Genomic DNA, 23,331 nt, shown 5'->3' on the forward strand with positions numbered 1-23,331 from the left:
CGTCGCCGCTGGTGGCAAAAAGCGTATGGGAAAACTGCGCTATTATTACCCTAACCAAAAGCCTTATCGTATGACTTAAATGAAAGACCCGTTTGGCAATATTGTTGAGATATATAGCCACAGCTATGAGCTAATATATAGTGAGGGTTGCAAACAGTTAAATAAAACATATACGAACCTACCTATTTATTACTATAATAGATAGATTATATCTATAATATAGAGAGCAAGTTAAGGGGAAACTGGTTAGTATTGGGGAGGCTGCCAAACATTTCGGGGTTGCTCAATCCACATTAAGACGTTGGGATGAGGATGGTACGTTAGTCGCCAAGCGAACCGAAAACGGGCATAGGCGATATGATTTAAGTGAAATCAGACCGCATTCCTTGAATACACCACCTAAATTAGACCGAAAAACCATTGCTTATGCTCGTGTGTCGAGTCGTGATCAAAAAGACGACTTACTTCTCCAGTCTCAAGTTTTGGAACTTTATTGTGCCAGGCAAGGCTGGACTTTTGAGACGATTACCGATCTTGGTAGTGGAATGGATTATAAAAAGAAAGGCTTAAAAAACCTGCTTGATGACATACTGAGCAATAAAGTTGAACGGCTGGTAATTACCCATAAAGACAGGCTTTTACGATTTGGTGCAGAACTGGTTTTCATGTTGTGTGAGGCTCGTGACGTTGAAGTGGTAATAATCAATCAAGGTGAAGAGTCTAGTTTTNGCAGCAAGAAAAACCAACAATTAATAGAGGCGGTTAAAAAAGCATTATGATCCGTGGACACATTATCGAACTCAAGCCAAACAACGTACAGGCAAATCACCTTGCTCGTGCTTGTGGCGTGGCGAGAAAAGCCTACAACTGGGCTTTGCATGAGTGGCAGCGGCAGTATGCGCTTGACAAAGCGTACCGTGATGCGTGTTTGGCCGCAGGCGTTGAGGTTGATACTAAAAATCTAAACAAGCCCTCACAGGCGAAGCTCAGACGCGAATTGAACGCCATTAAGCGTGAATTATTCCCCTATATGCTGGAAGTGACCAAATGCGCTCCGCAGGCGGCAATCATGCAGTTGGGTGATGCTTATAACAACTTCTTTAAAGGCTTAGCGAAATACCCAACCGCTCGTAAAAAAGGCCGTGACGATAGATTCAGTTTATCCAACGACCAATTTGCCATTAAAGGTAAATCCATTCGTATCCCAAACTTGGGCTGGGTTCGCTTAAAAGAAGCTTTACGTTTTGACGGCAAGATCATGTCAGCCACCATCTCTAAACGTGGCGGTAAGTGGTTTGTTAGTGTGGCTGTTGAAATACAAAAAGCTGTAATTCCTACTAAAAAGACAGGTAAAAGCGTTGGTGTTGATCTTGGTATTACCGACTTACTGGTTTTATCAGACGGCACTAAAATTAAAGCGCCAAAACCACTTCAAGCAAACCTTAAAAAACTAAGAACGCTAAACAAAGCGCTCAGTCGCACTAAAAAAGGCAGTAAAAACAGAGAAAAAGCGAAAACCAAGCTCTCTCGTTTGCACTATAAGATCAGGTGTATTAGGCAAGATTCTCTCCATCAAATCACAACAAGTCTGGTTAATGAGTTCGATGTGATTGCGATTGAGGATTTGAATGTCAAAGGTATGGTTAAGAACAGGCGGCTATCAAGAGCTATCAGTGACTTGGGTTTCTTTGAGTTTAAGCGACAGCTTATCTACAAAGCCACTGAGCAAGGCAAGGTTGTGAAATCAGTCGGACCCTTCTACCCAAGCTCAAAAACCTGTTCAAACTGCAATCATATCCTTGGTAAAGATGAGCTAACATTGAAAATGCGTGAGTGGTTGTGCCCTAACTGTCAGGTTTCTCATGACCGTGACCTCAACGCCAGCATCAATATTTTAAATAACGCGACTGTTATTTTAACAGCTGCATAATCCTGTTTATTGGACGGTGAGTTCCATCGCCAATTAAAAAAGTCTGTGGAGTCGTGGTCAGTCTAAATCTCAAATGAGAAATAGCGCGTGACAATGAAGCAGAAAGAAAACGTTAAACCTATCTAATAGTCAATACTGGCTAGGTTTGAGTAAGATTTTTGGAACGGTGCATACTAGGCCGCAGATTTATTGCCTCTTACATAGCGTACTCATGATTTGAGTACGCTATTTTTATAACGGATATTCAACACAAGTCAGCTGTTATATCACTGATAAGCCATGCTATCATTTGGGTTTATGTCCCATTATCAAGGAAGATAAATGTACAACACCCATACGCCTACGCCTGAGGCCAATGAGACGTTCGTTATCAGAGAAAACCATAAAGAGGCAAACGGCGTCGTCACGCTTACTCTCAATCGCCCCAAACAATTCAATGCGCTATCAAGCGATATGCTCACCGCCATGCAGACAGAGCTGGACAATATCGCCCAAGACAGCAATATCCGTATGGTCGTCATCGCGGCGGCTGGCAAGGCATTTTGTGCAGGTCACAATCTAAAAGAAATGCGCGCCCACTCGGATGAAGCATTTCACAGCGCATTATTTAAACAATGCAGCCAAATGATGCTGACCATCAACCAGATGCCGCAAGTCGTGATTGCCAAGATACAGGGCATCGCCACTGCCGCAGGCTGTCAGCTGGTCGCCGCTTGCGATCTCGCCGTGGCGGCTGATGAAGCCAAGTTTGCCACCTCTGGTATCAATGTCGGGCTGTTTTGCTCGACGCCGGCTGTCGCTGTCAGTCGCAACCTCCCTCGCAAGCAAGCATTTGAGATGCTCATCACTGGTGAATTTATCGATGCCCGTACCGCCTTGCAGCAAGGGCTCATTAACCGTGTCGCGCCAGCGGATCAGTTGGCGGCTAGCCTACACTCTTTAATCGATAGCATCACTGCCAAATCCTCTGTCGCGCTCAAAACTGGCAAGGATATGTTTTATCAGCAGTTGGAGATGGACTTGGCAGACGCCTATGACTATGCAGGCAAAGTGATGAGCTGCAATATGATGGCAGATGACGTGCGTGAGGGCATTGATGCGTTTATCGAAAAGCGCGATGCTGTATGGACGGGATGATAAGACTCACGCGCCAGAACGCATGACTAAACATGTGATTAAAAATCCACCTTGCCGCGTAACGCTTTTATTTTGCCGCGCTGCGTCTTTTGATCGACCCGTTTACGCTTAGCACTTTTGCTGGGTTTGGTCGGTTTACGTGTCGGCAGCGTTTTCGTGGATTGCAAAATAAAGGCTTTGAGGCGCTCAAGCGCATCTATCTTATTGCGCTCCTGCGTACGGTACTGCTGCGCTTTTAATACAAAGATACCATCTTTGGTGACACGGCTGTCTTTACTGTTTAATAAACGCTGTTTGTGCTCCTCGCTTAAGCTTGAGGCATTGATATCAAAGCGCAGGTGAATGGCCGAGGCGACTTTATTGACGTTTTGTCCGCCTGCCCCTTGCGCACGAATGGCATGCATGTCCACGTCGCTATCGCTCAGACGCATGGTATGGCTGATAAAAATCATAAGACTCTTTTTTGTTGTATATGGTTTTTATGATATGGGGCTTAACCTAGCATTTATAAACCGCAGTAGAGTAATGACAAAAAAGCTAACAGCAAGAAGCCAAAGGACAATACTAATAAAAAATACCAATGAAAAAGGACACGATATCGCTATCATGTCCTTTTTGTTTGGCTCTGACTGCATACTAGTAGCAGCGCTGCGCTCGTAGCAACGCTAAGTTACTCTGCGGCAGTGGCAATCATCTCGACGAGTAGCTCAGGACGCGCCAGTGCAGACTCGCCGCAAGCACGCGCTGGTGGCTGTATGCCTTCAAACCACTTATCCCAGACTTCATTCATCGCAGCAAAGTCTGCCATGTCTTTAATCCAAACGGTCACTGAGAGTAGCTTTGATTTATCGCTACCAACCTCTTCGAGCAATGCTTGGATTTTTTCTAGGCAAGTGAGGGTTTGGGCTTTGATGTCGTCTTCTGCGTTACCCACCTGACCGCACAGATAAACGGTCTGGTTGTGTACCACGATTTTACTCATACGCTGATTGCTGTGTAGCTTTTTCATCGTATTTTATCCTTAATATCTAATGAAAGTTAAGTTGCATTTGTCCGGTAAGCAGCTCTAACGCCTAGCGAGAAAAACGCTGAGCGCTAAATGGGGTGATATCGACCAATAGCGGCTTATCATGAATCATCTCTTCTACGATGCGTCCTGTCATCGGCCCCAAAGTAAAGCCTTGATGGCTGTGACCAAAGGCAAACCAGAGCTTGTCATGCTTAGGTGCAGGGCCAATGACCGGCTTCATATCTGGCATACAAGGGCGCGAGCCTGCCCACGCTTCGCTCTCGACAGCGTCATCTAGCGGTAGAATTTTGCGCGCGAATTTTAGGACGGTCTGTAATTGACCGAAGTTTTTTGGCGCGTTCATGGTGGTCATCTCAGCACCAGTAGTGATGCGAATACCTTGCTGCATCGGTCCCATGACAAAGCCTTTGTCCATATCAAACATACTGTGATGGATGGTGTTTTTGTTCGTCACTTTAAAGTGCTGATGGTAGCCGCGCATCGGGAACAACGGCAGGTTATAACCCAATGGTTTGATCAAGTCGTTTGACCAAGGGCCGGCGGCGATGACCAGCTTATCACTATAGTAGGTCTCTTTATCCGTGATGATTTTCCAGCCTTCACCTTCTTTGACGATTTCTTTTACGTCACTTTCTTTGATCGTCCCTTGCATCTCTTCGAAGTTTTTGGCGTAAGCTTTGACCAAGGCGCTTGGGTTTGAAACTTGCCACGAGTTGAGCCAATGAATCGCGCCCACAAACCCATCAAAATTGGCACTCGGCTCCATCGCTTTCAACTCTGCAAGACTCAGTACGTTGTGCTCAACGCCCTGCTCACGAGCTGCAATGGCTGATTCAATCGCCTCTTTAAAGGTGTCTTCAGAGCGATGCAGCTGCAACCATCCATCACGCGTGATCAGCTCATCGGCACCAGATGCCGAAATCATGGTTTGATGCTCACTGGTACAATGCGCAATCAGCGTCTGCCACTCAGCTTCGATTTTTTTAACCGTGGCTGGCGCCGAGTACTTCCAGTATTGCAGCAAGGCTTGATGATAACGCAAGAGAGCCGGTATCCGATAACGGATATCGGTACCTTGGTTGGGCAGTACGCGAATCATCTCTGTCAGCTGACGCGGGAAAGGGTGAGTGTGGATGGCTTCACGCTGGATCAAGCCAGCATTTCCATAAGAGGTCTCTGACCCTGGGAGTTTTTTATCTAGTAACAGTACTTGCGAATTATTTTTTTGTAGATGCCACGCAATTGAGGTGCCAACCATGCCAGCACCAATAACAATAACCTCATAGCGCATAGAATATCCTTTCCTAACAGGTAGTAAAGTCTTGCATATTAGGGGGGTGATAATAACGCGAACCTGATAATTAATAAACCCATATTTAACGGATTTTTTCGCCGAAAAATACTTTTGGTTATACGTTTTTAATAAAGGTATTTTCTTCAGGAATAACAAGCCATTTTATTAAAAATAAAGCCCGCAAGTACCCCACTCGCCTGATATTGCGGCGCACCTACGCGAAAATCACACGTGGCGATAGCTCATAAGAGCGCCCATAACGAGGGCATCGTCATATGTGTATTTTGATGTGAGTACTGAGACCAGTTTTGCGACAGATATTTGAGTCCAAATACACCGCAACAACCTCACCCTTATCCTCGGAAAATTTGCTACAATATGCCCAATTTTGGCTGGCGCTTTCATCGAGCATCGGCCGACCTTATTTTATAATACTATCGAGAGAGCATTATGGGTTTTAATTGCGGCATCGTCGGCCTACCAAACGTGGGCAAATCCACCTTATTTAATGCGTTGACCAAAGCGGGCATCGCTGCTGAAAACTTTCCGTTTTGTACCAAAGACCCCAATACTGGCATCGTCCCTGTGCCAGATCCTCGTCTCAAAAAACTGGCCGATATCGTCAATCCTGAGCGCGTGCTACCCACGACCATGGAGTTTGTCGATATCGCAGGTTTGGTCGCAGGAGCCTCAAAAGGCGAAGGCATGGGCAACCAGTTTTTGGCCAATATCCGTGAGACCGACGCGATTGCACATGTGGTACGCTGTTTCGACGATGACAACGTCGTCCACGTCGACGGCCGCGTCAGCCCTATTGATGACATCGAAACCATCAATACAGAGCTGGCGCTCGCAGACTTAGAAGCAGTCGAGCGCGCTATTCAAAACCAAAGCAAAAAAGCCAAAGGCGGTGACAAAGACGCGCAGGCCATGCTTGAGGTGTTTAAGAAAATCGAACCTTTATTGGCTGAAGGCAAAGCAGCACGCGCAGCAGGTCTGGATAAAGATGAGCAAAAACTGATCCGCAGCTATGGTTTGATCACTTTGAAACCGACCATGTATATCGCCAACGTAAGCGAGGATGGTTTTGAAAACAATCCTTATCTTGATGCGGTGCGCAACTATGCCACAGGCGAAGACTCTATCGTTATCGCTTTGTGCAACCAAATCGAATCTGAAATCGCGCAGCTCGACGAAGACGACAAAAAAGACTTTTTAGAAGACATGGGCATGGAAGAAGCCGGTCTTGATCAAGTGATTCGTGCAGGTTACGACTTACTTGATATGCAGACCTACTTTACTGCTGGGGTCAAAGAAGTGCGCGCATGGACGGTCGCTGTCGGCGCTACTGCACCGCAAGCAGCTGGCGTTATTCATACTGACTTTGAGCGCGGCTTTATTCGTGCTGAGGTCATCGCTTATGACGACTTTATCGAGTATAACGGCGAAAAAGGCGCTGCAGCCGCTGGTAAATCTCGCCTAGAAGGCAAGACTTATATCGTCCAAGACGGCGATGTGATGCACTTTAGATTTAACGTGTAACTTTCAATAGTACATAGTTAGCTGAATGTAAAACTGTTATGGATTTGAACGCGCTACTGGTATAAATTTTACTTGCGTGCTGCGTTCCCAGAGGCTGCGCAAAATTCATCCCAGTAGCGCTATGACATTTTTAAAGTGTATCGACTATAGCTTGTTTAAAATTAATTGGCCGATGTTGGATATTCTCCATCATCGGCTTTATTTTATCGCTATATTGTTATATTATAACATATCTTTATTTCGCTTATTTGAGGCCTCATACTGTGAATAATTATTGTTCTAGACTTGCAGGTATTACTATATTAGGAAGTGTGATGGCAGGCTCTTTATTGGGCTGTCAGCCAAACAACGATACCGATACAGCGGTATCTAAAGAAGCACCAGTAGATAACCACGCCGATCATGAACAAGGTCATGAAATTCATGACAATAAAGAGCATGAAAAGCACGGCTACGAAGAGCATAGTGATATGGAACATGGTCATGAAGAGCCTAATAATCATGAAGATCACAGTCATGAAGGTCATAGTCATGAGGAACATGCGCACGCAGGTCACGATCATGCAGCTCATACCAGCAACAGCACTACTTTCTCTTGTGAGCCTACTGCTACTATTGGCGTTTCTTATCATAGCGACAGTACACCGCAGACAGCGCATTTGCTCATCGATGGTATCGAATACGACTTGGCCGCCAGCGCTGAGAGCAATGACCAACAAACCTATATGAGCGATATCGGTCTTGATGATCGCCACGGCATCATCTGGCAAGTCAGTGGTGATGAGGCGATACTACTGAGCAAAACCTTAGATGATGAGGTCGCCATCAGCGATGAGCAGATACTTTTTAACTGCCATACAGCCTAATTATCATCACGCTGAGCGGTGGTACGAAAGCGGTACTAAGTAGCAGCTGTACCAAGAATGCTATTTTGCTATGCTAGAGGCTCCCTTGGTTTCGGATATTTTTATATGCTAGGCACCTCTATGTCTTTGTCGTCTGCCACCACCCAATGGTCTCATCTTCTAAACGCTCAGCGCCTCGGCGCTCATAAAAAACACAATGCCAATACCAGCACTCGCTCCCAGTTTCATAAAGACTATGACAGGCTGGTATTTTCGCACTCTTTTCGTCAGCTCAATCAAAAGACTCAAGTACATCCCTTGACCAATCAGCTGGGTATTCATACCCGTCTGACCCACTCTCTTGAAGTCTCTTGTATCGGGCGCTCTTTGGGTATGATGGCAGCAGAAAAGCTCCATGATAAGCTGTCCCACGGTCTGCCCGCTGGGGTCTCGCCTGCTGATGTCGGCGTCATCGTGCAAGCGGCATGTTTGGCCCACGATATCGGCAACCCGCCATTTGGGCACGCAGGTGAGTACGCCATTCGCGACTGGTTTGCCCATCCTGAGCGGCAAGCGGTTTTGCAGCATTTATCCTCCTCTGAGCAGTTGGATTTATTGGCTTACGAAGGTAACGCGCAAGGGTTTCGTTTGCTCGCACGTAACGAGCATCATCCTGATAAAGGCGGCATGCGTTTGACTTGCGCAACCTTAGGCGCTTTTATGAAATATCCTTGGCTGGCCACCCACAGCAATGACAGCTCACAACTTACCTATCCGCAGCGCCCTGCTGCCACCTTACAATCCCGTCCATCGCAAGCCAAAAAAGTACAAAAATTTGGCTGCTTTTATAGTGAAGCGGCGCAGCTAGAAACCTTAGCATCGTGTTTAAACCTGCCGCGCTCCAAGCAGCATGACGGTTTTGCCCGTCATCCACTGGCGTATCTATTAGAGGCGGCGGATGATATTTGTTACGCATTGATTGATTTAGAAGACGGCATCAATCTAAATATGCTGACCTATCAAGATGTGGCGGCGATATTTTATGAGCTGATCGGTGAGCGACCTTGTACCATCGAGTTACCTGCTCATATGTCTGTCAGGCAAAGTCTGGCATCACTGCGCGCGCGGGCGATGATGCGTTTGGTCAATACCGTGACGGATGCTTTTGTTGCCAATGATGACGCGTTACTGGCCGGAACCCTTAGCGGTAGCCTATTTGCCCACTGTGATACCAGCGTACAAAGCGGCATCCATCAAGCCAAACAGCTGGCGCGTGAGCAGATATTTAACCATCCAAGTAAAGTACGTATGGAGCTTATGGCCAATCAATGCCTGCATCGTCTTTTAGATGCCTTTATGCCGCTGGCGTGGACGGGGAGTACGATCATAAGCGCCGTGCAGCCTATGTCTTTTGAGCAGGAGCGTTTGCTAAAGCTGCTACAGCCGCACTTAGATGAGCATCGCCGTACGTTATCAGACAATATTTATCATAATATTTTAAGCATTCTAGACTTTATTACGGGTATGAATGATCATGAGGCCTATCGACTGGCGCAAGAGTTGCAGGGGCATTGGGGGAAGGTGGTATAAGACGCGTTCATTTGAAAAACCGTGATAAACAAAATGAGTGGGTGCGATATGGCGACTATTGAGTTAACAGTCGTTGCGTATTTTGGTCGTATTTGTGCGCTAAAATGCGTATGATAACCCTTTACTGGATAACTTTTGAAATACTATGAGTAGTCGCGAACAAAAAAAACTTCAAACTCGGCACGCTTTTTTTAATGCGGTGCTCGATTTATGTATGACTGGGCAAGCCTTTAGCTCTATTAGCCTTCGGCAGGTCACCCGCGAGGTGGGCGTGGTGCCGACGGCATTTTATCGGCATTTTGACGATATGGAATCGCTTGGTCGAGCCTTAGTGATTGAGGAGCTAGGCAGTACACTCGCTATACTGAGTGATAGCCTGCAGATTGGCCGTAAGCGCAGTTTTGATCGGCAAATCGCCAAAAGTATCCAGCTGTTTTTGTATATGGTTAGCGATCAGCCGTACTATTGGCAGTTTTTGGTCAGTGAGCGCTATGGCGGCTCTGATGCGGTGCGCAAAGCCATCAGCGATCTGGTCAAAAACCACACGCAAAACTTAGCAGATGACTTAGCGTTGCAGCCAGCCTTTACTCACATCAATGCTTATGATCGACGGCTACTGGCTGAAGCTGGCATCAATATGTTTTTTTCTTGGATCATCGATTGGTTGGAGCTGACTTACACCGAAGATCATGATGACGAGATCGATCTAAACGAAGTCGAAAAAAACAAACAAATGATGCTCCATAACTGTACTCGGCAAGCACAGATGCTGTTTTATGGTGCGTACAACTGGAAATCAAGCGAAGAGACTCGTTTAAAAGATTAGCGGCTCTACAGCTTAAAAGCTGGGTCTAAAGGCCCACAAGCGCTGTGCCACCACCTGAATATGCTTAGCGATTTTATCGGTCTCACTCGCGACGCTCTCATTGTTGCCGCCACTACTGTTTGCGGCATTGGCAGGCGTTTTGCTGATCAGTATGGTGGCAAAGCGTTGTTTTGCGGCACCAGTATCAGCGGCCGTGATCAGCGCCACAAATGCTTGGCTTTCGGTAGCAAGCAGCGGAGTCAACGCTTGGCGCTCGTCAGCGCTCACCGTAGCAAGCGCTGGTAGTTGCCACAGCGCATCAATCGCCGCTAATGCTTGCTGGCCGCGCATATCGACCAGCGCCTGCATCTGCTGACGATCAGCCGTCTCTGTCAGGGCAGCGAGCAAAACTGGACTGGCAGTATTGATATTTATAGGCAAATAATAAGGCACTGCAGTGATATAAGGACGTAGTGCTGCTAAATCCTCAGCGCTGACCTTTTCGATATCTTGTAGCTGCTCCACACTGACAAATGGCTGATTGGGCAGTGTGCTGGCCGCGCCCCTCGATTGCTGTTCATAGACCACACCTTCATCACCGCCATCTTGATAAACCGTGCTGTCACTATCTTGGTAGTCAAGCACAGCTATAGCAATCTCTGGTGCCAAATTTAACTGTACCAGCAACCTCTGAAATACCGCCAATGCGGTGCCATCCACTGCGCCGTCATGATATAAGTTATTGATATTAAATCGACTGGCTTCATCACGCACCTCGATGCTAATACTGTGCCCATCCAAGGTATACGGCGGGATCGGCTGCGCCCAAATATCTTGCTCACTATCCGTTTCATTTAGCGTATCGTCAGCGCGAATCAGCGTCACGGCCAGCTGTTGACCAGCATGGATGTCTTGTAAAAGCTGGTTTTGCTCAAACAATAACCCACTGCGTCTAATGGCAATCTTTTGACTGGCCAGCATGGCACCTGCCACGACGGTGATGCTGACCACCAGTAGCAATATCGTCAATAAGGCAACTCCGCGCTGTGAGTTCGCTGTCATCGACATAACTGCCCTCTAGTATCGAATAAAGGATGCATTTAGACACCGCCCCCTGCGTCATCGTTTTGGGCACCGCCATTATCATCATTGTTACTGTTGTTGCTGTTGTTATTGCTGTTACCATCATTAACTGTATTTGCTGTTTTAAAGCTATCAACAGCTAGCGACTTAGGAGCGAGCGCCCATTGCCACGTGATTGGCATGTCTTGATAAGTAAAGCTCACCGCCACACCTTTTGGCAAAAGAGTGATTTTGGCCTGAGTATTAGCTGTATTGGCTACGCGGCTCGTTTGATTTGCCGATGTGCCCAAGCGCCCACCCTCTGTATTAGGGAACTGATCGCTTGGCTCTGGCATTAATGCCTGCCAGCGTCCTGCACTCACGCCTTTTAATAGCACACTATCTAAGCTTGTGCTCTCGCCATTCATACTATGGATACTATGATATTGACGGCGAATTAGCTGATCGTTAGCAAACACATAGGTGATCCGCTGCACACTAGCGCTACTCTGATAGCGTGGATCAGGATCGGCAAATCGTACAAAACTGACAGACTCGCCATCCACGCTCATAAACGGCTGAGGCGGCGGAAGTGTTGCTTGCGGATCTGTGCTGCTATTATTGGTTAAGTCGTCAGTCGTTGACGCTTCATTCGCCTGATAAGCAATGACTTGCCCCATATCTTGTTGCAACTGCAAATACGCGTATTGTAATACTGCCAAATCATCTGCATGACGCTGGGCGCGCTCACGCGACTTGCTGACACTGTCAAACACTTGCCACCCTGCGACTGCGAGCATGGCAAATATCGCCATTGCTAGCAGTAGCTCTAGTAAAGTAAAGCCCCGCTGCTGCCTCATGGCGCACCGCCAGATGCGGCCAAACCTGCTAAATCTAGGCTGCCGATGTCTTGCTCACTATTGCTTAGCATCACACTGATATCGGTCACAGCCGTACGTGCTTGGCCATCTACTATCGGCGCAACTGAGATATTTACTTCTTTTAGCGCAGGCGTGATCGCCTCATTGACCGTCATGACCACCTGCCAATCTCGGCCTTGGGCATTGATCGTTTGAGTGCGATTGGCCGTCAGCCACGTCTCTTGAATACGTAAATCCGCCGCCGCGTTTTGTGCCACAAAATGCGCCAGTGTACGAGTACGCAGTATGTCGACTGAGCTTAAATAAGCACTACTGGCGCGGCTGGCTGCCACAGCAACCACGGCCAAAATTGCTAGCGCCACCATCACCTCTATCAACGTAAAGCCGCGCTGGCTCTGCTCTAAATGTGATGAGGCAGCTTTATCATAAGCGTTGGTGTGTTGACTCATCACTTACTGTCCTTGTCCAATCATCATACTACCGTCGGGCATGATCGTGATCACATCACCTACCAGCCGCGCCTCATGCAGCACCTCGATGGTCACCGGCGTGGCCTGCCCTGTACCAAACCAAACCACCTGCGGCACCATCTGACCGACAAACCAAGGCTGCAATGTCTGAGCTTGCTGAGCGCTTGAGACCTCTACAGCCGCCAAGCTCTGCACCCTGATATGAACACCAGATGGCAGCTCAGGCAGCGTCACCTCCGTCTCAGGCTCCCAGCTTGGCGTTGGCAAGGCTTCATCAGAACCACCGCTCATGGTAGACAACTCTGCCGACAGCTCCATGGCATTTTTGGGCGTACTATCATTGCTATCTGCTGAGACGCTCGCTGCCTGATACGCGGCATAGGGATTGGACAAGGTCACGATCACAGGCGTCACCTGACCGCGCTTATCGGCCTGCAGACTAAGACCCATCGGCTGCATACGCTCAGCGGACAATAACCGTACATAGCTGAGTGAGTCGGTCAGATGCTCATAAAACGCGCGGTTTTTACGTGCTTCGCTACTGCCCACAGATAGGCTCATCATGCCAGCGAATATTGACAAGATGACCACCACTACCACGATTTCGACCAGTGTAAAGCCTGTTTGAGATTTAGAAGACATGAAGTGCGAGTGTGTCGAAGCAGCAATATGAACACCAGAAGTACGGGCGTTTTTTATGAAAGGAAGTGTAGGGTCATCAGCATCAGTCATAAGCGCCTTGTCATACAGCCTATATTGACTAAATTCTGATTGAATCAACCTTAGAGAGCTGGTCGCTGAGCGAGTCTGAATCTTGACAGTGACCGGCATATTGCACCTATAAGCTCATGATTGTATTAAGGTAAGTACAAAAATTCTCTGTGCTGCCTGCCAAAAGGCCACAGCACAGAGCGATGTGACTGTCTACATTGGGCACTGTTTTTATCTGTTGGGGTATGTGCTCTTAACTCATGTAAGTCATCATTTTTAACACGAGAAACGCGCTAATAATTGGTGTTACGGTGCTCTTCTGATTCTGTATCGATTTGCTCTACCAACTCTTGCATATCCTCATCCATCACGTCATCGTCATCAGCTGGATAGTGACTTGGCAATTCCAGCATTTGCTGCACAAAAGCATAACGCAAGGTGTCGCGGCGACCCAAATAACGCTGATAAAAACTTGAGTTTAATAACCCCGCCCCGCCTTGACCCATCGCCCAAATCGATGACAAATAGTCACGAGTGCTCAAACTACTGTGCTCGTCTTTTAGATACGCGCTGATGATGTCGATCAAACGCTTCATACGCTGACGGCGAATGTCGTACAGCTCGCCAAACAAGCGGTTAAGACCTGTCACCGAGGCCGCCAGACGCTCTTCTATCTGGTTGAGCAACATGGCTTTTTGGGGATTAAACAGTTGCTGCAAAATCATACGAGCCACCCCCGCTGATGGGCAGTCATCAATACGGTTGATCTCAAACAACTGCTCTTCATAACGAATAATAATACGCAGATACAGCTCATCTTTACTGGAGAAATGCTTATATAACGTGCCTTTGGCCAAATCCAACTGATCTGCCAAACTGTCCAAAGTGATATCACCATCGCCGGACTCAAGTAACAGTTGCTCTGCCATCGCTAAGATATTCTCTTCTCGTGCTTTGAACTGATGCTGACGACTCATAATCTCTCCTAAAACTTGACAAGATTAAGCATATAACCATGATTTATACGGATGTATCGGCAACAAGCGGATGCAACTATATGAAGATTGCTCGAGAACTGCCAAAGGGAATATGCTCGTGTTTGCTAAATAGTCATGGGTAACTGCCTGATTACGCTCGATATTAGTAATAAAAAAGAGACAAAGCCCTCACATTACCCGATAAATGACTGAGTGGTCATAGCATAACCATTTTAGCAGTACTGTGCCAGCAAATTTTCAAAGTTTTTTGCTGTCAGTGCTCCAACCTCCTCACTGTCACACTCATACATCTGAGCCAGATAACGGGCGACATACGGCACATAGGCAGGCTCATTGGGTTTGCCGCGCTTGGGGACAGGAGCCAGATAAGGGCTGTCGGTTTCGATGAGAATTCTATCTTTGGGCATCTTGCGCGCCGCATCTTGAATCATCTGTGCGCTCTTAAAACTGACGATGCCTGAAAACGAAATATAAAACCCTAGATCCAGCGCTCGTTTGGCCGTCTCCCAATCTTCAGTAAAACAATGAATGATGCCATGCTCGGCGCCTTCTGCTTTTAGGATATCAAGGGTATCTTCTTTGGCATCGCGCATGTGCACCACCAAAGGTTTTTTGAGCTGCTGGCTGGCATAGATATGACGAGCAAGACTGGCTTGCTGCTCTTTTTTATTTTCTGTTGACCAGTAGTAATCCAGTCCCGTCTCCCCGATGGCCCAGACATGCTCAGCATCAGCAGTTTGTATCAGCCGCTCGGTTGTCGCAGATTGCAACACTGTGATATCTTCACAAGGATGAATGCCGACACTCATGCCCAGCTCTAACACCTCATCGCTATGAGTGCTGACAATATGAGCGATGTCATCATATTCAGCAAAATCACACATAATCGCCATCGCGCGCGTGACATTGGCCGCTTTCATCGCGTCAATTGCGCCGGACAGTTGGCCATCATATTTGGTTAAATCCAGGCGGTTTAGATGACAATGCGTATCAGTAAACATAAACACTCTCGTTAATTAAATACATAAGTGGTAAATTTTAAAATAAGACATGACACTTGAGAAATGACAGTTAAAAAATGACCTTAACAGTATAAAATGCCTCGTCTTTGTGCTATTTATTGCTCTGACTTGCACTGTTTTCAAGGCATAATCCATAAAGACCCATAGAGCGCTGCGACCAGCGGCCTATCACGCCTAACATTCATCCACATAAGCCCTGCTATTATGACGCCAAAAAAGACAGTGACCCTGCCCCCTATCCTCAAAACTCTGCTACCCAAACAACTCTACAAACAGCGATTTTTATTGACAGATAACGGACAGGACAATCATATCGATATCGCCCATGATGCGCGTATCATCGGCGGCTCAACCATTACCATACGTAAAGGTCATGACAATCAAATCAGTATCGGCAAGCACGGGAAGTTTAACAAGCTCAATATCGATATCAATGGCAGTCATAATCATATTACCATCGGTAAGCACGTCAAATTTTCAGGCCATCTGCTGATTGTGGGCGATCATTTGCACATTGATATCGGCGATCGGACCACGGCGATTGACTGCTATGTGTTGGCACGTGACAAAAGCGTGCGCATCGGCAAAGCATGCATGATATCGCGCGGGATAGAAATCCGTGCAACCGATGTCCACAAAGTCTACGATACCGAGTCCAACGAGCGCCTAAACCAGGCCCGCGCTGATGTGGTATTAGAAGATCATATCTGGATCGCAGCCAACGTCACTATCTCCAAAAATGTCACCATCGCTAGCGGCTGTATCATTGCCGCAGGGTCTTTTGTCAACAAACCCATTACCACCCCAAACTGCATGGTCGCAGGCACGCCCGCGAAAATTATGCGCCAAAATGTACGCTGGGAGCGCTAAGGCAGTATGCAAACATAAAGGACAGCGGTCTATTTGCCGCATACGCTTAATGCAGCGGTACCACGCGCATCACCTCTTCTATGGTCGTCACCCCTTCACTGATACGCTTGGCACCCGATAATCGCAGCGGCTGCACCCCTTCGCGGTAGGCTTGTTTTTTTAGTGCCTCTACATTGGCATCGGTTGCGACCAACTTTTTTAACTCATTGGATAGCGGCATGATTTCATACAGGCCCACACGGCCTTGATAACCCGTTTGGCGGCAATGCTCACAGCCTGTTGCGCGGTAGATTTGCGCAGGCAAGGGCGCGCGCCAAGGCTGCACCAGCTCCTGCCATTGAACGGCAATCTCACTCTCGGGGCGCACCTCTAACGCTTGCTTGCAGTGTGGACATAAGGTACGCAATAAACGCTGTGCCATGACTCCGAGTATGGTCGCTGAGGTCAAAAACGGCTGCACCCCCAAATCATGCAGACGTGTCAGTGAGCTTGGTGCATCATTGGTATGCAGTGTTGAGAGTACCAAGTGCCCAGTCAGCGACGCTTGTACCGCCATATTGGCCGTCTCAGTATCGCGAATCTCCCCAACCATGATGATATCTGGATCCTGACGCATCAATGAGCGGATACCATCTGCGAAATGCAAATCCACTCCCGCATTGACCTGCATCTGATTAAAGCTTGGCTCAATCATCTCGATAGGGTCTTCGATGGTACACACGTTGACCTGCTCGGTCGCCAACTGTTTGAGCGTGCTATATAGGGTGGTGGTCTTACCAGATCCTGTCGGGCCGGTGACCAAAATAATACCGTTTGGATGGGCGGTCAGCTCATGCCATGTCTCGAGCTGCTTACCCGACAAACCAAGCTGAGCAAAAGAGCGTACCAATACTTCAGGGTCAAAGACGCGCATCACCAGCTTTTCGCCAAAAGCGGTCGGCATGGTAGAGAGTCGCAGCTCCGTTTCTAGCCCCTTTGGCGTACGAGTCTTTAGACGGCCATCTTGCGGCTTGCGCTTTTCGGCGACATTTAGCCGCCCCAAGATTTTGATACGCGCAGTCACTGCGACGATGATGGCCAGCGGCATCTCATATACTGTGTGCAGCACCCCATCGATACGAAAGCGCACCCTCCCTATCTCGCGCCGCGGCTCTAAATGAATATCGCTGGCACGCTGCTCAAAGGCATACTGCAGCAGCCAGTCGACGACTTTGACAATATGTTGATCATTGGCATCGGGGTTGGTGTTGTCCCCAAGCTGCAATAACGCCTCAACATTGGTCACATCAGCGGCAGCACGCTTATGTAAAGAGTTGGCACCCGCAATCGCTTGTGTCACTTGATAAAACTCTTGACGATAACGCTTGAGCTGATCGGGACTGATATAGACGGTGCGATAGGTTTTGGATTTGATCAGCTTTTCGATATTGGCGTGCCAATCGGTAAAAAACGGCTGGTCTGTACCAATGACGACCTCATCTAATGTGACCTCAATCGGCAAAATATGCTGCGAGCGAGCATATTCAAACGACATCAGCTGCGTGACTGCTGGCACATCAACCTTTAGCGGATCAATACGCACCATCGCCATACCCGCTTTGGCTGCCAGCCATTGGTTGAGCCATGACAGCGTTAGTTTGGCTTCAGAGGTGCTGTCTAGCGCATGAGCATTGGGCAAACCAAACTCGCTAATGGTCAGTAGTGGATGCTGCTCCTTGGCTCGGCGGCTGGTGATGACCAAATTATAGCTGCGCTGATCAATGACTCTATCCGCCAGTAACTCATCTAGGCACCACCGTAAATCTATGACTATCGAATACTTCTGCTCAGACATATTTTTCTTCTTTTTTAGTCAGTACATGTGAGGCCATCGTCTAGATTGGCCAAGCTCAGCTGCAGCATTATATAATCTCTTTAGCGTGATACTATGTTAACGTTATACTATACAACGTTATGCTATGCTGGTAATCGCTGTGATCTGTAGCGCCCCTGATGCAAGCCGCCAAAACGCTATATCGACAGACTTGTAGCGCATCGTAAAGGTTTTGTGCACTTCCTTGCGGCGATAGGCAGGTCGCGGATCTTGAGCGATGAGTGCTTGAATGATGGCCATATCCGTATCGACAAGTTGCCAGCGCGCCTGATCAATTAACACTTGCCTGCCAGAACCTTGCGCAGTTTCTCTAGTAAGCGCATCAGACATTAGCTGCAAAAACTGCTGATAAGCGGTGTCAGTGACTGTGACCTCTAGCAGCTCAGGTGCCGTAGGAGCAAAGCCACTACGAGCATCGATCAGCGCATCGCTATACGCCACATAGGGCTTGATATCGATGATGGGCGTACCATCTATCATATCAGCGCCACTGATGATAAGAAACGCGCGACCTTGTACTACCTCGACGCGCTCAAGCTTGACCACAGACAGCCCCAGCGCTGATGGGCGATACATACTACGACTGGCAAACACGCCTATTTTTTGATTGCCGCCCAATCTTGGTGGCCGCACTTGCGGACGAAAATGCCCTTTTGCTGTCGTGCGCGCCGCTGTCGCATCCTCTTCGCCGGCAGGTGCGGCTGCACTCACTCTGCCAGCTTTGGCCGTATCATTATGATGAAACTGCCAGCTCAGCCAGATATGACTAAACGCCTCTAAACCAACAAAAGCGGCGGGCGTATCATAAGGCGCAATCATCTCAACTACGCTCATCAGCGCCACCAAGTTTGGTTGTCTTGGCGCCCCAAACTTTTGCGAGAGCGGCGCACGATGATAGCCAATAATAGGCGCCCGATGACAATCGGCGAGCACATCGTCACCTGATACAGGCATAAATTCTCCAAAAACACGCTTATTGCATGATACAAAATTATTTACTAACGATATTCTATTTTATCATGCCACATAGTCGCTGCCAGACGGATTTTTATTTTAAAGTTTGGTATTATGAGCGAGAATTTGATGACCGCCCCTATTTTTATAAAAACAGTTTTATAGAAACAGTTTGATAAAAGCAATTTGATATGGGCAGATCAATAGAGGCGACTTGATAGGCTAGGCGCGCTGACGAAACCGCTTTTGATAAAAAATAATGATACCTTGTCGTGTTTTGCATTATCTTAGCGGACAGATTTGGCTGAACGAACTGATTTTCACGGCTTGACGCTACAGGCATTTGCTGTCATTTACAACATTATATAAAATGATAAAATATATAAGTTAAAGTATATAAAAGGCTAAGATAGCGCTTCATATCGTCTATAAAAACCAGTACCTTATTAGCGCCGAAACGGTCATTGAAAAATTTTATCTTATACCTATTTAACTCATACGATACCGATAATCACTTATTAACGAGGACTTTATGTCAAAACTTCGCACCGAAACGGTTACAGAGGTTCATCACTGGAATGACTCTCTATTTAGCATCAAAACCACTCGTGACGATGGCTTACGCTTCCGTAATGGCGAGTTTGCGATGATTGGAATCGTGGTCGATGGCAGACCGCTGCTGCGCGCTTACTCTATTGCCAGTCCCAACTACGAAGAGCATTTAGAGTTCTTTTCGATCAAAGTACAAGACGGCCCACTGACTTCACGCTTGCAACACATCAAAGTTGGCGATGAGTTATTGGTCAGTAAAAAACCCACAGGCACGTTAGTGTTGGATGACCTGTTACCAGGTAAGCACCTTTACATGCTATCGACTGGTACTGGACTTGCGCCCTTCTTGGCATTGTCACGTGACCCTGAGGTTTATGAGCGTTTTGACAAAATCATTTTGGTACATGGCGTGCGTCATGTCGAAGACTTGGCCTATCGCGATATGTTTGAAAACCAGTTGCCTAACGATGAAATCTTTGGCGAATGGTACCGTGAGAAGTTCATTTACTACCCCACCGTGACCCGTGAAGAATTTAGAAACCAAGGCCGAGTCACCGATTTGATGAGATCAGGTAAGCTGTTTGACGATATCGGCTTGCCACCGATGAACAAAGACGATGATCGTGTCATGCTATGCGGTAGCATGCCATTTAACGCGGAAGTATCAGAGATACTAGACGGCTTTGGCCTCACTGTCTCCCCACGTATGGGCGTACAAGCCGACTATGCCGTTGAACGAGCCTTTGTCGGTTAGGTCTGCATTTTTTGCTATATCGTCAAATAGCTGCAAATTATTTAAAATAATTCTTGACGACAAAAAATAGGCTGCTATAATACGCATCCTATACGGTGAACACCGTAGTCCAATTCGATAACTGTTTTTTTATAAACGTTATCTACTTACATGCCAGTGTGATGGAATTGGTAGACATGACGGATTCAAAATCCGTTGCCTTTAAAAGCGTGTCGGTTCGAGTCCGACCACTGGTACCATCTTTAACAAAAAAGCCTCCTATATGGGAGGTTTTTTTGTGTTTATAAGATTTATTGTATCATTGGGCTATCAATGTCTTCTTGCGTGATGGCTGCTATCCTTATAGGCACTGCACAGGCCCAAGATGTGCCGCTACGGCAGTAAAAATATCCATCACGATAAGTAACAATATAGACGGTGAAGTCATTACCATACAGATCCATCATCGCCAGCTCATCACTCTCATCACAAACTGCACACCAGATATCCTTATCTCCTCGTGCTAGCATTGCGCGTGTCAATTCGCTCCCTGTTAGTTTATTCATCATCAGCTCCTTAGTCCCTCATGCACCCCTAAGCATGTTCCTTTAGGCGGCGGGTTTACCAATACTCTATAGGCGAGTGTGGTGCGAGCCATAAACAACCTTTTTATTCGCTATAGACTAGGGTGTGTTGACATATATAGAATAATCGATAATCATAGTGTTATGACTAGATTAACCCTAAGTGATGCCCAGTGGGCAAAGATAGCACCGTATTGTGCAGGCAAAGAGAGCGATATTGGTAGAACAGCGGTAAATAATCGACTATTTATCGAAGCTGTTCTATGGATTGTTCGTACAGGTAGTCCGTGGCGAGATTTACCCCCTGAATTTGGTAACTGGAACAGTGTTTATAAGCGCTACCGTCGATGGGTAAAAAGCGATAGATTCAGCAAGCTATTTAATGCTCTGAATGACTCAGATTTAGAGTATGCCATGATTGATGGCACTATTGTTAAGGTACATCGTTATGGACAAGGCGCAAAAGGGGGGCTTGTCATCAGGCAATTGGCAAATCAAGAGGCGGTATGACCACTAAAATCATGGCAATGGTTGATGCATTAGGCAACCTTGTTGATTTTACTTTATTGAAAGGACAACAGCATGACATGGCTGGCGTTAAACCTTTAATTAAAGACAAAGAGTTTGGTGCACTGCTTGCCGATAGAGCCTTTGACACGGATTGGCTACTGCTAGACTTAGAAGAGCGTGGTAGCAAAGCGGTCATACCCCCTAAACGCTCTCGTTTAAAGCAACGAGATTTCGATAAAGAAATGTACAAGTGGCGTCACTTAATCGAGAACTTCTTCTGTAAGCTGAAAGATTTCAAGAAAATTGCCATGCGTGCTGAAAAAACGGATGAGTCGTTTGCTGCTAATATCTATTTAGCAGCGACGATTATCCATTTACGGTAATTGTCAACACACCCTAGGGCGTATAAAGAAGTTGTTTATTCTTTTAACAATCGTCTACTTCGATACTTACTTTAGTGTAGAACGTCTGAAGCAAAAGCGTAACATCTAAATGCATTCATCATGATGGACGGTAAATCCTTTAGGTTAAACGGTAAATAAAAGGTACGAGCTTAGGGATATTGGCGGGTTTAACCCACTGATATTTTTTAAATTGTTTTAATAGTCTATTTGTTTATAAAATCAAGCCATATTTATGGTTGCCGCTAAAATAGTTTTGCTAATTGGGGTAAAATAGCGGTCATGACTGCTTCTACTCCTCTTTCACCCCGCAAAATAATTCATATTGATATGGATGCTTTTTATGCCAGTGTCGAACAACGTGACTTCCCAGAGTTACGAGGTTTGCCTTTGGTAGTCGGCGGTGACCCAAGCGGGCGCGGGGTTGTCGCAGCAGCCAGTTATGAGGTGCGCAAGTTTGGTGTGCGCTCAGCGATGTCATGCTATGAAGCGCGTAAACGCTGTCCTGAGGCGATATTTGTTCGGCCACGCTTTGAGGTTTATCGGGCGGTCAGTCGTGATATACGCCAACTCATGCATCGATTGACGCCTCATGTCGAACCGCTGTCATTGGATGAAGCCTATCTGGATGTCACCGGCTTATCTGTACATAAGGGCTCAGCGACGTTGATGGCCAATTGGCTACGAGCGCAGATTTTGGCGCACACAGGACTGACCGCTTCCGCTGGCGTCTCATTTAATAAGATGCTGGCCAAGATTGCCTCTGATATCAACAAACCCAATGGTATCGCAGTTATCCCACCAGCCGATGCCGATGCATTTATTAGCACCCTTCCCATCGAGCGCTTTCATGGTATTGGCAAAGCCACTACCAAGCGTCTCCATGCCATGGGCGTGCGCACGGGTGCTGATTTGCGGCGCTTGCCAGCGGCGGCATTGGTACAGGAGTTTGGAAAACGTGGTCAGTTCTATCATGATATCGCTCATGGCCGCGATGAGCGTACGGTCAAGTCACAGCGCACGCACAAATCCGTAGGCTCTGAGACCACCTTTCGGGACAATCTTGACGACGATGCTGAGCTAAAATTACAAATTTATGCACAAAATGAAGATGCGTTTGATCAAATGCAAAAAAAACAACTGGTCGCGCATACCATTACTTTAAAAGTTAAATACGCGGATTTTACTCAAGTCACGCGCTCACACACGTTATCGACGGCCTTTGACAGCGCCGAATCCGCCCATTATTGGCTAGACAAGCTATTTTTGGACATCCCGCGTCAGCTGCCCATACGTCTGGTCGGTGTGACTTTCTCTTCATTGGTGCCCGCCGCCCTGCTCTTGCCTCAGTTAAAACTATTTGAATAGATGAGCCTGATTGATATCTGATTGATATCTGATTGATATCTGATTGATGTCTGATTGATGTCTGATTGATGTCTGATTGATGTCTGATTGATGTCTGATTGATGTCTGATTGATGTCTGATTGATGTCTGATTGATGTCTGATTGATGTCTGATTGATGTCTGATTGAT

At 47.0% G+C, this 23,331-nt stretch carries 23 protein-coding genes and 1 tRNA gene; 12 read left to right on the plus strand and 12 right to left on the minus strand.

Features of this window, described 5'->3' with window-relative positions:
• The first annotated feature begins 242 nt into the window (after positions 1 to 242).
• The 3 genes from C6W44_RS12995 (at position 243) to C6W44_RS13005 (ending at position 3,067) form a co-directional block, all read left to right on the plus strand.
• A complete protein-coding gene (locus C6W44_RS12995; protein WP_105246255.1) occupies positions 243 to 779 on the plus strand; it encodes an IS607 family transposase in 537 nt (178 codons plus the stop codon).
• A complete protein-coding gene (locus C6W44_RS13000) occupies positions 776 to 1,930 on the plus strand; it encodes an RNA-guided endonuclease InsQ/TnpB family protein (RefSeq protein WP_093071385.1) in 1,155 nt (384 codons plus the stop codon). Before C6W44_RS12995 ends, C6W44_RS13000 begins: the two co-directional genes overlap by 4 nt.
• Before the next feature lie 321 nt (positions 1,931 to 2,251).
• A complete protein-coding gene (locus C6W44_RS13005; RefSeq protein WP_105246257.1) occupies positions 2,252 to 3,067 on the plus strand; it encodes an enoyl-CoA hydratase in 816 nt (271 codons plus the stop codon).
• Positions 3,068 to 3,105: 38 nt separating this feature from the next.
• On the opposite strand, the gene arfB is transcribed toward C6W44_RS13005, so the two are convergent.
• The 3 genes from arfB to C6W44_RS13020 form a co-directional block, all read right to left on the minus strand.
• The gene (arfB, locus tag C6W44_RS13010) at positions 3,106 to 3,519 is read right to left on the minus strand and encodes an alternative ribosome rescue aminoacyl-tRNA hydrolase ArfB (protein ID WP_105246259.1); all 414 of its coding nucleotides are present in this window, start codon (positions 3,517 to 3,519) and stop codon (positions 3,106 to 3,108) included.
• Positions 3,520 to 3,737: 218 nt separating this feature from the next.
• Positions 3,738 to 4,076: a RidA family protein gene (locus tag C6W44_RS13015; protein ID WP_075101582.1), complete on the minus strand. Its 339-nt coding sequence runs from the start codon at positions 4,074 to 4,076 to the stop codon at positions 3,738 to 3,740.
• Positions 4,077 to 4,140: 64 nt separating this feature from the next.
• Entirely contained in the window at positions 4,141 to 5,388 is a 1,248-nt protein-coding gene (locus C6W44_RS13020) for an NAD(P)/FAD-dependent oxidoreductase (RefSeq protein ID WP_105246262.1), read from the minus strand.
• Positions 5,389 to 5,841: 453 nt separating this feature from the next.
• Between C6W44_RS13020 and ychF the strand changes: the two genes are divergently transcribed.
• The 4 genes from ychF (at position 5,842) to C6W44_RS13040 (ending at position 10,194) form a co-directional block, all read left to right on the plus strand.
• Positions 5,842 to 6,933, plus strand: a complete 1,092-nt coding sequence (gene ychF / locus C6W44_RS13025; protein ID WP_105246264.1) for a redox-regulated ATPase YchF — start codon at positions 5,842 to 5,844, stop codon at positions 6,931 to 6,933.
• A gap of 314 nt (positions 6,934 to 7,247) precedes the next feature.
• Positions 7,248 to 7,799 (plus strand): hypothetical protein, encoded by a 552-nt coding sequence (locus C6W44_RS13030; RefSeq protein WP_105246266.1) that lies wholly within the window; start codon positions 7,248 to 7,250, stop codon positions 7,797 to 7,799.
• 120 nt (positions 7,800 to 7,919) lie between these two features.
• Positions 7,920 to 9,368 carry a deoxyguanosinetriphosphate triphosphohydrolase gene (locus C6W44_RS13035; protein WP_199774489.1) on the plus strand — a complete coding sequence of 483 codons (1,449 nt, stop codon included), beginning with the start codon at positions 7,920 to 7,922 and terminating at the stop codon, positions 9,366 to 9,368.
• A 145-nt stretch (positions 9,369 to 9,513) separates the two neighbouring features.
• A complete protein-coding gene (locus C6W44_RS13040; protein WP_105246270.1) occupies positions 9,514 to 10,194 on the plus strand; it encodes a TetR family transcriptional regulator in 681 nt (226 codons plus the stop codon).
• A 12-nt stretch (positions 10,195 to 10,206) separates the two neighbouring features.
• Here C6W44_RS13040 and gspK read toward each other — a convergent pair whose 3' ends face one another.
• The 6 genes from gspK to C6W44_RS13070 all read right to left on the minus strand — a co-directional run bounded on the left by gspK (position 10,207) and on the right by C6W44_RS13070 (position 15,296).
• Positions 10,207 to 11,235 carry a type II secretion system minor pseudopilin GspK gene (gene gspK, locus C6W44_RS13045; protein WP_105246723.1) on the minus strand — a complete coding sequence of 343 codons (1,029 nt, stop codon included), beginning with the start codon at positions 11,233 to 11,235 and terminating at the stop codon, positions 10,207 to 10,209.
• 38 nt (positions 11,236 to 11,273) lie between these two features.
• Entirely contained in the window at positions 11,274 to 12,095 is an 822-nt protein-coding gene (gene gspJ, locus C6W44_RS13050; RefSeq protein WP_105246272.1) for a type II secretion system minor pseudopilin GspJ, read from the minus strand.
• Positions 12,092 to 12,565, minus strand: coding sequence for a type II secretion system minor pseudopilin GspI (gspI, locus tag C6W44_RS13055; RefSeq protein WP_105246274.1), 474 nt, complete (start codon positions 12,563 to 12,565; stop codon positions 12,092 to 12,094). Before gspI ends, gspJ begins: the two co-directional genes overlap by 4 nt.
• Before the next feature lie 3 nt (positions 12,566 to 12,568).
• On the minus strand, positions 12,569 to 13,318 hold the full coding sequence (locus tag C6W44_RS13060) for a prepilin-type N-terminal cleavage/methylation domain-containing protein (RefSeq protein ID WP_227526449.1): 750 nt from the start codon (positions 13,316 to 13,318) through the stop codon (positions 12,569 to 12,571).
• Between the two features lie 272 nt (positions 13,319 to 13,590).
• Entirely contained in the window at positions 13,591 to 14,274 is a 684-nt protein-coding gene (locus C6W44_RS13065) for a TetR/AcrR family transcriptional regulator (RefSeq protein ID WP_105246278.1), read from the minus strand.
• A 233-nt stretch (positions 14,275 to 14,507) separates the two neighbouring features.
• Positions 14,508 to 15,296 carry a TatD family hydrolase gene (locus C6W44_RS13070; RefSeq protein WP_105246280.1) on the minus strand — a complete coding sequence of 263 codons (789 nt, stop codon included), beginning with the start codon at positions 15,294 to 15,296 and terminating at the stop codon, positions 14,508 to 14,510.
• Between the two features lie 225 nt (positions 15,297 to 15,521).
• On the opposite strand from C6W44_RS13070, the gene C6W44_RS13075 reads away from it, so the two are divergent.
• Positions 15,522 to 16,187: an acyltransferase gene (locus C6W44_RS13075; protein ID WP_075101592.1), complete on the plus strand. Its 666-nt coding sequence runs from the start codon at positions 15,522 to 15,524 to the stop codon at positions 16,185 to 16,187.
• Positions 16,188 to 16,233: 46 nt separating this feature from the next.
• Here C6W44_RS13075 and C6W44_RS13080 read toward each other — a convergent pair whose 3' ends face one another.
• Entirely contained in the window at positions 16,234 to 18,021 is a 1,788-nt protein-coding gene (locus tag C6W44_RS13080) for a GspE/PulE family protein (RefSeq protein WP_105246282.1), read from the minus strand.
• A gap of 117 nt (positions 18,022 to 18,138) precedes the next feature.
• Positions 18,139 to 19,014, minus strand: a complete 876-nt coding sequence (locus tag C6W44_RS13085; RefSeq protein ID WP_105246284.1) for an SAM-dependent methyltransferase — start codon at positions 19,012 to 19,014, stop codon at positions 18,139 to 18,141.
• Positions 19,015 to 19,546: 532 nt separating this feature from the next.
• Between C6W44_RS13085 and C6W44_RS13090 the strand changes: the two genes are divergently transcribed.
• Together C6W44_RS13090 and C6W44_RS13095 are read left to right on the plus strand one after the other, a co-directional pair.
• The gene (locus tag C6W44_RS13090; RefSeq protein ID WP_105246286.1) at positions 19,547 to 20,320 is read left to right on the plus strand and encodes a ferredoxin--NADP reductase; all 774 of its coding nucleotides are present in this window, start codon (positions 19,547 to 19,549) and stop codon (positions 20,318 to 20,320) included.
• A 152-nt stretch (positions 20,321 to 20,472) separates the two neighbouring features.
• Positions 20,473 to 20,559: transfer RNA gene (locus tag C6W44_RS13095), tRNA-Leu, on the plus strand.
• A 51-nt stretch (positions 20,560 to 20,610) separates the two neighbouring features.
• On the opposite strand, the gene C6W44_RS13100 is transcribed toward C6W44_RS13095, so the two are convergent.
• A complete protein-coding gene (locus tag C6W44_RS13100; protein ID WP_105246288.1) occupies positions 20,611 to 20,868 on the minus strand; it encodes a hypothetical protein in 258 nt (85 codons plus the stop codon).
• 159 nt (positions 20,869 to 21,027) lie between these two features.
• On the opposite strand from C6W44_RS13100, the gene C6W44_RS13105 reads away from it, so the two are divergent.
• A protein-coding gene (locus C6W44_RS13105; protein WP_105246725.1) for an IS5 family transposase occupies positions 21,028 to 21,776 on the plus strand; the annotation gives its coding sequence in 2 pieces (ribosomal slippage) (positions 21,028 to 21,358 and positions 21,358 to 21,776; 750 coding nt in all).
• A gap of 300 nt (positions 21,777 to 22,076) precedes the next feature.
• A complete protein-coding gene (gene dinB, locus C6W44_RS13110; protein ID WP_105246290.1) occupies positions 22,077 to 23,162 on the plus strand; it encodes a DNA polymerase IV in 1,086 nt (361 codons plus the stop codon).
• Positions 23,163 to 23,331 lie beyond the last annotated feature (169 nt).

The sequence above is a fragment of the Psychrobacter sp. Marseille-P5312 genome (genome assembly GCF_900291405.1).
Classification (GTDB): Bacteria; Pseudomonadota; Gammaproteobacteria; order Pseudomonadales; family Moraxellaceae; genus Psychrobacter; species Psychrobacter celer.